The sequence below is a fragment of the Zavarzinia sp. genome (genome assembly GCF_049306435.1).
Classification (GTDB): domain Bacteria; phylum Pseudomonadota; class Alphaproteobacteria; order Zavarziniales; family Zavarziniaceae; genus Zavarzinia.
Genome location: NZ_JBAQRT010000135.1, coordinates 1 through 8,791, shown reverse-complemented (window position 1 = coordinate 8,791; position 8,791 = coordinate 1). Strand labels below are relative to the sequence as shown.

7 protein-coding genes are annotated in these 8,791 nt (G+C 69.3%); all 7 read right to left on the bottom strand.

Annotated features, from left to right (window positions below):
• A partial coding sequence (gene murC, locus WAZ62_RS07355) for a UDP-N-acetylmuramate--L-alanine ligase (protein WP_422642866.1) occupies positions 1-1,383 on the bottom strand: 1,383 nt, incomplete at its 3' end.
• On the bottom strand, positions 1,380-2,519 hold the full coding sequence (murG, locus tag WAZ62_RS07350) for an undecaprenyldiphospho-muramoylpentapeptide beta-N-acetylglucosaminyltransferase (RefSeq protein ID WP_422642865.1): 1,140 nt from the start codon (positions 2,517-2,519) through the stop codon (positions 1,380-1,382). The genes murG and murC, both read right to left, overlap by 4 nt.
• Positions 2,520-2,524: 5 nt before the next feature.
• Positions 2,525-3,655, bottom strand: coding sequence for a putative lipid II flippase FtsW (gene ftsW / locus WAZ62_RS07345; RefSeq protein ID WP_422642864.1), 1,131 nt, complete (start codon positions 3,653-3,655; stop codon positions 2,525-2,527).
• Positions 3,652-5,031 carry a UDP-N-acetylmuramoyl-L-alanine--D-glutamate ligase gene (gene murD, locus WAZ62_RS07340; protein ID WP_422642863.1) on the bottom strand — a complete coding sequence of 460 codons (1,380 nt, stop codon included), beginning with the start codon at positions 5,029-5,031 and terminating at the stop codon, positions 3,652-3,654. Before murD ends, ftsW begins: the two co-directional genes overlap by 4 nt.
• A gap of 4 nt (positions 5,032-5,035) precedes the next feature.
• Positions 5,036-6,121: a phospho-N-acetylmuramoyl-pentapeptide-transferase gene (mraY, locus tag WAZ62_RS07335; RefSeq protein WP_422642862.1), complete on the bottom strand. Its 1,086-nt coding sequence runs from the start codon at positions 6,119-6,121 to the stop codon at positions 5,036-5,038.
• Between the two features lie 27 nt (positions 6,122-6,148).
• Entirely contained in the window at positions 6,149-7,558 is a 1,410-nt protein-coding gene (locus WAZ62_RS07330) for a UDP-N-acetylmuramoylalanyl-D-glutamyl-2,6-diaminopimelate--D-alanyl-D-alanine ligase (RefSeq protein WP_422642861.1), read from the bottom strand.
• The coding region (locus WAZ62_RS07325) for a UDP-N-acetylmuramoyl-L-alanyl-D-glutamate--2,6-diaminopimelate ligase (RefSeq protein ID WP_422642860.1) at positions 7,555-8,791 on the bottom strand (1,237 nt) is incomplete at its 5' end. The genes WAZ62_RS07325 and WAZ62_RS07330, both read right to left, overlap by 4 nt.

Here is an 8,791-nt window from a genome sequence, read left to right as displayed (position 1 = left end):
CGGCAGGGCCGCCGCCCATTGGGTGATGTTGCCGGCGCCGAGGCACACGACGAGGTCGCCCGGGCGGGCGATCTCGGCGACGATGGCGGCGAGGTGATCCGGTCCCGGCAGGGGCACCACATGGCGGTGACCATGGGCGCGCAACCCGTCGACCAGATGGTCGCGGTCGACGCCCGGCAGCGGCTGCTCGCCCGCGGCATAGACATCGGCGACGATCACCGTGTCGGCATCGTTGAAGCAGGTGCAGAATTCGAGGAACAGGCTCTGCAGCCGGCTGTAGCGGTGGGGCTGCACGACCGCGATCACCCGGCCCGAATAGGCGGTGCGGGCGGCGCTGAGGACGGCCTGGATCTCGACCGGGTGGTGGCCGTAATCGTCGATCACGGTCACGCCATTGGTCTCGCCCGTCCGGGTGAAGCGCCGCTTCACGCCGGCGAAGGTGGCCAGCGCCTTGCGCGCCACCTCGTCGTCGAAGCCCATCTCGCGGGCGATCGCGATGGTGGTCAGGCTGTTCAGCACATTGTGCTTGCCCGGCATGGGCAGGCGGAGTTCGCGGATCATGCGCTTCTCGCCGGTCGGCCGGTCGGTCAGCTGCACGTCGAAGGTGGCGCCACCAGCGGCGAAACGCACGTTGACGGCGCGGATGTCGGCCTGGGGCGACAGACCATAGGTGACGATGCGGCGATCCGGCACGCGGCTGATCATCGCCTGCACTTCCGCGTGATCGATGCAGAGCACGGCGCAGCCATAGAAGGGCACATTGTCGATGAAGTGATGGAACGCGTCCTTCACGCCCTCGAAGGTGCCGTAGAAATCCAAATGTTCGGGATCGATGTTGGTGACGACGCCGATGGTCGCCGGCAGGCGGGTGAAGGTGCCATCGCTCTCGTCCGCCTCGACCACCATCCAGTCGCCGGCGCCGAGGCGGGCATTGGTGCCATAGGCGTTGATGATGCCGCCGTTGATCACCGTGGGGTCGAGCCCGGCGGCATCGAGCAGCGCGGCGATCATCGAGGTCGTCGTGGTCTTGCCATGAGTGCCGGCGACGGCGATGCACCAGCGCAGGCGCATCAGTTCGGCCAGCATCTCGGCCCGGCGCACCACGGGCAGCATGTGGGCGCGGGCGGCGTCGAGTTCGGGATTGCCCGGCTTCACCGCCGACGAGATGACGACGATGCGCGCCTCGCCCAAGTTTTCAGCGGCATGGCCGACGGCGACGGGAATCCCCGCCTCGCGCAGGCGCTTCACATTGGCGCTGTCGGCCATGTCCGAACCCTGGACGCGATAGCCGAGGTTGTGCATGACCTCGGCGATACCGGACATGCCGATGCCGCCGATGCCGACGAAGTGGATGGGCCCGATGTCGAGCGGCAGCGCTCTCATGCGGCTACCCTTTCGGAAAGAGACTTGGTGGAGTCGCGGCACAGGCCCTCGACCAGATCGGCCAGCCGTTCGGCGGCATCGATCCGGGCCTGGCCCCGAGCGGCCTGCGCCGCCTCGGTCAGGCGCGACGGCACGGTGACCAGGCGCTGCAGGCGCTTGGCGAGTTCGGCCGGGGTGAAATCCCCTTGCGCGACGGCGAAGGCCGCGCCCGCGTCGACGAGGGCGGCGGCATTCACCGTCTGGTGATCATCGGCGGCGGAGGGCAGCGGCACGAGGATGGACGGGCGCCCGGCGGCGGCGAGTTCGGCGACGGTGGAAGCCCCGGCCCGCGCGATCACCAGATGCGCCCAGTCGAGACGCGACGGCACATCGGTGAAGAAGGGCGCGAGTTCGGCGGCGATGCCTTCGGCGCGGTAGCGGGCGGCGACCTCCACCGCTTCCTCGTCCCGCGCCTGCTGGGTGACCTGCAGGCGGGATTTCAGCGCCGGCGGCAGCAAGGCCAGGGCGGCGGGCACCACCTCGCTCATCACCCGGGCGCCGAGGCTGCCGCCGAGGACGAGCAGGCGGAACAGACCATCGGCCGCCGGCTCGGCATAGGGTTTGGCGGCGATGGCGACGATCTCGGGCCGCACCGGATTGCCGGTGAAGACCGCCCGCGCCGCATCCCGGGGCGACAGGCCGAGGGTCCTGGCGAAGGATACCGCCAGGGCAGACAGGCGCGGCGCCATCACCCGGTTGACCCGGCCGAGCACGGCATTCTGTTCGTGCAGGCAGGTCGGCAGGCGGCGGCTGACCGCGGCCAGCATGGGCGGCAAGGTCGGATAACCACCGAAGCCGACGACGGCGACCGCATCCCAGCGCTTCAACAGGCGGCGCGCGGCGATCGTGCCGCGCAGGATGTCGAGAACCGCGCGCAGCCGCGCCAAGGGACCGCGCCCGGCGAAAGTGCCGGCGGGAATGACGGCGAAAGGCACGTCGCCGAAACCGGCGCGGTATTTCTCGCCCCGGACATCGGTCATCACGGCAACCATCCGGCCCCGGCGGCGAAGCTCCGCCGCCAGCGCCTGCGCCGGCATGACATGGCCGCCCGTGCCGCCAGCGGCGAGCACGATGACGCCCGAGGGCTTATCGGCCACGGCGCTCACCGGTAGCCTCCGGCGCCGGGCCGGATGCGCGAGAGCGCCAGCAACATGCCCATGCCGAAGGCGAGCGCCAGCATGGACGAGCCGCCATAGGAAATGAACGGCAGGGTCATGCCCTTGGCCGGCAGCAGATGCAGATTCACGCCCATGTTGATGGAGGCCTGCAGGCCGAACTGACAGACGAGGCCGGTGCCGGCATAGACGACGAAGGAATCGCCTTCCTGCAGCAGCCGGGCCAGCAGGCGCAGCACGATGAAGGCGAACAGCAAGACCAGCACGAGGCAGGCGATCATGCCGAATTCCTCGCCCGCGACGGCGAAGATGAAGTCGGTATGGGCGTCGGGCAGGATACGCTTCACCGTGCCTTCGCCCGGACCCCGGCCCCACAGGCCACCCGACATGAAGGCTTCCATCGAACGGTCGACCTGATAATTGTCGCCCGCCTCGGGGTTCAGGAAGCGGTCGATGCGCGAGGCGACGTGCGGCAGCAGCAGGTAACCGCCGATGATGCCAACCGTGGCGAGGCCGGCCATGGCGACGACGATCACCATGGGCAGTCCGGCGACGAAAAGCTGCGTCCCCCACATCATCGAAACCAGCAGGGTCTGGCCGAAGTCCGGCTGCATCAGCAGGATGGCGACAACGCAAAGATAAGCGAGGACCGAGAGGATGCCGCCGGGGAAGCCCGGATGGCGCTGACGCTCGGCCAGCAGCCAGCCCGAGACCACGATGAAGGCGGGCTTCACGAATTCCGAAGGCTGGATCGACAGCGAGCCGACACCGATCCAGCGGCGCGAGCCCTTGATTTCCGTGCCGATCACGAGGGTGGCGGCCAGGGCGGCAAGGGTCAGGACAAAGGCGAGGCAGGCCAGACGCCGCACCTGATCGACGCTCATCAGCGAGATCATGAACATGGCGGCGATCGACGGCACCAGGAAGGCGACCTGACGGCGCACGAAATGGAAGGGATCGACACCGATCCGCTCGGCCACCGCCGGGCTGGCCGCGAGGGTCAGCACCAGCCCCATGATGATCAGCAGGGTCAGGGCGATCACCGCCCAGCGGTCGACCGTCCACCACCAGCGGCCGACAACCGAATTATCCGTGCGGGCGAAGGTAAAGGTCGTCATGCCGCCTCCGCCCCCAGGGCCTGCACCAGCGCGCGAAAGCGATCGCCCCGGGCCTCGTAGTCGCTGAACTGGTCGAAGGAGGCGCAGGCGGGCGACAGCAGCACGACGGGCGCCGCGTCGCCGCTGGCCGTGGCATCGCGCGCCGCCGCCTCGACCGCCGCGTCCAGCGTGCCCGTGATGGTCGCCGGGACATGGCCGGCCAGGGTCGCCGCGAAATCCTCGGCCGCCTCGCCGATCAGATAGGCCTTGGCGATATGCGGCCAGTAATCGCCGAGGGTGGTGATGCCCCCCGCCTTGGGCTTGCCACCGGCGATCCAGTAGATGCGGTCATAGGCGGCGAGCGCCTTGGCGGCGGCATCGGCATTGGTCGCCTTGCTGTCGTTGACGAAGCGCACCCGGCCGCGCTGACCAACCAGCTCCATCCGGTGCGCGAGACCGGGGAAGGAGGCAAGACCCGCCAGGATCGCCTCGGCCCCGAGACCGATGGCGCGAAGCGACGCGAAGGCGGCGGCGACATTCTGGCCATTATGCGCGCCCGGCAGGCGCGGCAGCGTGGTCAGATCGAAGATCGCCTCGCCGTCTTCGTAAAGCGTGCCATTCGTCGCGGAGACGCCCGCCGCCAGCACCCGGCCAATGGCCAGTTCTGTCACCTTGCGGCCCCGGCCTTCGAGGTGCCGGGCGATAGCGGCGACATGATCGTCGTCGATACCGACGACGGCGGTCCGCGCCATGTCCTGATCGCGGAACAGGCGGGCCTTCACCGCGATATAACCGTCCATGCCGCCGTGGCGGTCGAGATGATCGGGCGTGATGTTCAGCAGAACGCCGACATCGGGCACCAGCGTGTCGAGAAGATCGATCTGGTAGGACGAAACTTCGAAGACATAGACCCCGCCCGCCGGCAGCGGCTCGAGATCGAGCACCGCCGTGCCCAGATTGCCGCCGACCGCGACCGGAACCCCGGCCGCCGCCAGCAGATGGGCGGTCAGCGCCGTCGTCGTCGACTTGCCGTTGGTGCCGGTGATCATGATCACCCGGGTGCCGGCGGCGCGCTGGGACGAGCGGGCGAAAAGCTCCATGTCGCCGATGACGGGCACACCCGCCGCCCGCGCCAGCTTCACGACATCATGAGGCACGGGGTGGGTCAGCGGCACGCCCGGCGCCAGCACCAGGGCGGCGATATCCGACCAGTCCGCCGCGCGCAGGTCAGCCAGCGGCACGCCCGAAGCCGCCGCGTGATCGCGGGACGCCGGCTTGTCGTCCCAGGCCAGGACCTCGGCGCCGCCGGCGACAAGCGCCCTGGCGGCCGAAATGCCGGTCCGGGCCAGGCCGAAAACGGCGACCTTCTGATGGCGGAAGCTGTCGGCGACGATCATGGCCTCACCTCAGCTTCAGCGTGGCGAGGCCGACGAGGGCGAGAACGACGGAAATGATCCAGAAGCGGATCACCACGGTCGGCTCCGGCCAGCCCTTCTGCTCGAAATGATGGTGCAGCGGCGCCATGCGGAACACGCGCTTGCCGGTCAGCTTGAAGGAGATGACCTGGACGACGACCGACACCGTCTCGAGGACGAACAGGCCGCCGACGATGGCCAGCACCAGTTCGTGCTTCACCGCGACGGCGATCGCGCCCAGCGCCCCGCCGAGGGCCAGGCTACCGGTATCGCCCATGAAGACCATGGCCGGCGGCGCGTTGAACCACAGGAAGCCGAGGCCGGCGCCGACCAGCGCGCCGCAGAAGACGGCGAGTTCGCCCGCCCCCGCGACATGGTGGATCTGCAGGTAATCGGCGAAGCGGAAATTGCCGACCAGATAGACGATGATGCCGAAGGCGCCGGCCGCGATCATCACGGGGACGATGGCGAGCCCGTCGAGCCCGTCGGTCAGATTGACCGCGTTGCCCGCGCCGACGATGACGAAGACCGCGACGGGAATGAAGAACCAGCCAAGCTGGATCAGCAGATCCTTGAAGAAGGGGATCGCCAGGGCGGTCGAATGTTCCGGCGTCGTGATCGCGACGATCCAGACGACAGCGCCGGACGCGACGAGCACCTCGAGCAGGAGCTTCAGCTTGCCCGGCACGCCCTTGGGGTTGACCTTGGAGACCTTCAGATAATCGTCGGCGAAACCGATCAGACCGAAGCCGAGGGTGACCGAGGTCACCGCCCAGACATAGCCCGACGACAGATCGGCCCAGAGCAGAACCGAAACGACGAGGCCAATCAGGATCAGGAAGCCGCCCATGGTCGGCGTGCCCTGCTTGCTCAGGTGGGTCTTGGGGCCGTCCGAGCGGATCGGCTGCCCCTTGCCCTGCTTCGCCTTCAGCCAGCTGATCAGGCGCGGCCCCAGAACGAAGGCCACCAGAAGGGCGGTCAAGGTCGCTCCGCCGGTCCTGAAGGTCAGATACCGGAAGAGGTTGAAAACCGCGAACTGGTCGGCCAGTGGGGCCAGGAGATTGAACAGCATGATGCTTCCCAAAGACTGTCGGCGCCCTCACAGGGCCGAATCAGTCGAATCAAGCTTTAGTAGTGTATCGATGATCGAGACCATATAACTGCCCAAAGATCCCTTCACCACCACAACATCTGCTTGACGAACCGCCTCGGACACATATGGCGCGAGGCTCTTCGAGTCGGTTGTGTGACAGCCACGGATGCGGGCGGGCAGGGCTTCGTAGAGGGCCTTCATGTGGGGGCCGCAGGCATAGACGAGATCGACGCCGGAGGCGACGAGGGCATCGGCGAGGCCGGCGTGAAGCGCGTCCGCGCCGGGGCCGAGTTCGCGCATGTCGCCAAGGACGGCGATGCGTCGGCCGCGAGGGCCCGGCGCCGACAGGGCGAGATTGGCGAAGGCCGCCCGCATGGAGGCGGGGCTGGCGTTGTAGCTTTCATCAACGAGGGTGAAGCTGCCGCCGGAGGCCAGGGTGATGACATGGGCGCGGCCGCGCCCGGCTGGCGGCTTCATCTCGGCCAGGGCAAGGGCGGCCAGACTGAGATCGGCGCCCGACAATTCGACGGCGGCCATGACGGCGAGCGAATTCATCGCCCAATGCCTTCCGGCGGTGCCGATCTTGTAGGTCAGATGGCGACTGCCGACCATGGCGTCGACGATCACCATGTGCGGCTTCAGCACGAGGTCGAGCAGGCGGACGTGGCAACCCGGCGCCGTGCCGAAGCCGACGACATGAAGGCCCCGTGCCGTCGCGGCCGCCGCCAGCCGCTCGAAATGGGGGTTGTCGTGATTCAGCACCGCCGCGCCGCCCGCCGGCACGCCCGCGAAAATCTCGGCCTTGGCGTCGGCGATCGCCTCGACCGAGGCGAAGAATTCCATATGGGCCGGCTCGACCGTGGTGACGATGGCGATATGCGGCCGGACGAGGCGCGACAGCGGCGTCAATTCGCCCGCGTGGTTCATGCCCATCTCGAACACGCCATGGCGCGTCTCGCGCGGCATCCGGGCGAGACTGAGCGGCACGCCGACATGATTGTTGAAACTGCCGACCGAGGCATGGGTCGGCCCGCTGGGCGCCAGGGCGACCTTCAGGGCTTCCTTGGTCCCGGTCTTGCCGACGCTGCCGGTGACGCCAATGGCGACGACATCGGCGCGGGCCCGGGCGGCGCGGGCCATGTCCTCGAGCCCGGCCATCGTGTCCGGCACGACGACGAGGGCGGCATCAGGGGCGACGCCCTCCGGCACATGGGTGACGAGGGCGCCGGCGGCACCGGCGGCCAGGGCACGGGCGACGAAATCATGGCCGTCCACCGCGCTGCCCGGCAGGGCGACGAAGAAATCCCCGGCCTCGACCTTGCGCGAGTCGAAGACGACGTTGCCGACAGCGAAATCGGCCAGCGCCGTGCCGCCGGTGGCGGCGGCGATCTCGTCCGCGGTCCAGAGCGCGCTCATGCCGCCCCTCCCCGCATGATGCGAAGGGCCGTGCGCACGACGGCGCGATCGTCGAAGGGGCGGGTCTCGCCCTTCACGATCTGGCCCTGTTCGTGGCCCTTGCCGGCGACGACGACGACATCCCCGGCCGACAGGTCCGACAGGGCGGCGGCGATGGCGGCGGTGCGATCGCCGATCTCGACGGCGCCGGGACTGGCCGCCAGGATCGCGGCGCGAATGGCGGCCGGCTCCTCGCTGCGCGGATTGTCGTCGGTGACGATCACCCGGTCGGCGAGACGGGCGGCGATGCGGCCCATTTCCGGCCGCTTGCCCGGATCGCGGTCGCCGCCGCAGCCGAAGACGACGACGAGGCGGCGCTCGACATGGGGGCGCAGCGCGGCCAGCACCCGCTCCAGCGCGTCGGGCGTATGGGCATAGTCGACGAAGACCGCCGCGCCGCTGCCATGAACCCCGGCCAGTTCGAGCCGGCCCGGCACACCCTTGAGCGCCGTCACGGCGCCGACCGCCGCCGCCGCGTCGGTCCCCGTCGAGACGACGAGGCCGAGGGCGACCAGGACATTGGCCGCCTGAAAATCCCCCGCCAGCGGCAATTCGACCTCGAACGTGCTGCCGAAAAGCGAGATCCGCAGGGCCTGGCCGACCATGGTCGGCTGGCGCCGCAGCAGGGCGATATCCGCCCCCTCCCCGCCGATGGTGACAAGACGAAGGCCGGCGGCGCGGGCCGCGCGGGCGATGGCCGCGCCCGGCTCGCCCGCCTGATTGACGATGGCGGGCGCGCCCGAAGGCAGCAGCGTGTCGAACAGGCGCCGCTTGGCCGCGAGATAGCTGGCGAAATCGTGGTGATAGTCGAGATGATCGCGGGTCAGATTGGTGAAGGCGCCAGCCGACAGGCGAACACCATCCAGCCGCCGCTGGTCGAGCCCGTGGCTGGAGGCTTCCATGGCCGCGCGGTGGATGCCACGCCGGGCGAGATCGGCCAGCACCCGATGAAGGACGACCGGATCCGGCGTCGTCACGCCCAGCGGCGTATCGCCCGCCGCCGTGGTCACGCCCAGGGTGCCGATGGCGGCAGCCGGCTGGCCCAGGGTCTCCCAGATCTGGCGGGTGAAACTGGCGACCGAAGTCTTGCCATTGGTGCCGGTGACGGCGACGACGGTTTCCGGCTGGGCATCGAACCAGCGCGCGGCGGCCAGCGACAGGGCGCGGCGGGGGTCCGCGGCGGCGATCACGGGG